Here is a 279-nt window from a genome sequence, read left to right as displayed (position 1 = left end):
AAGGCCTTGGTCGCAACGACACCATCGACGGAGAGGCTGAAGGGTTGGCGTTGGGAGAGCGGGATGCGCGCATCGCGCAGGGGCTGCAAGCTGGTCTTGCGAGCGCTGGTTGCGTTGGTGCTGGTTGTCGCGCCTTTCAGCCTCTCCGTCGATGGTGTCGTTGCGACCAAGGCCTTTGCCGGCAAAGGCGGCAATGGCGGCGGGAACGGCGGCGGCAATGGTGGTGGAAACGGCGGGAACGGTGGCGGCAATAGCGGCGGCAACAGCGGAAACGGTAAC

General features: G+C 65.2%; 1 pseudogene. It reads left to right on the top strand.

The features are described 5' to 3' along the window. Positions 1–63: 63 nt before the first annotated feature. A pseudogene (locus tag EN852_RS40520) lies at positions 64–279 on the top strand (hypothetical protein); the annotation flags it as partial.

The sequence above is a fragment of the Mesorhizobium sp. M2E.F.Ca.ET.209.01.1.1 genome (assembly GCF_004010375.2).
Lineage (GTDB): Bacteria > Pseudomonadota > Alphaproteobacteria > Rhizobiales > Rhizobiaceae > Mesorhizobium.
The sequence above is the reverse complement of the archived record's forward strand: the minus strand, read 5'-3'. Positions and strand labels throughout refer to the sequence as shown.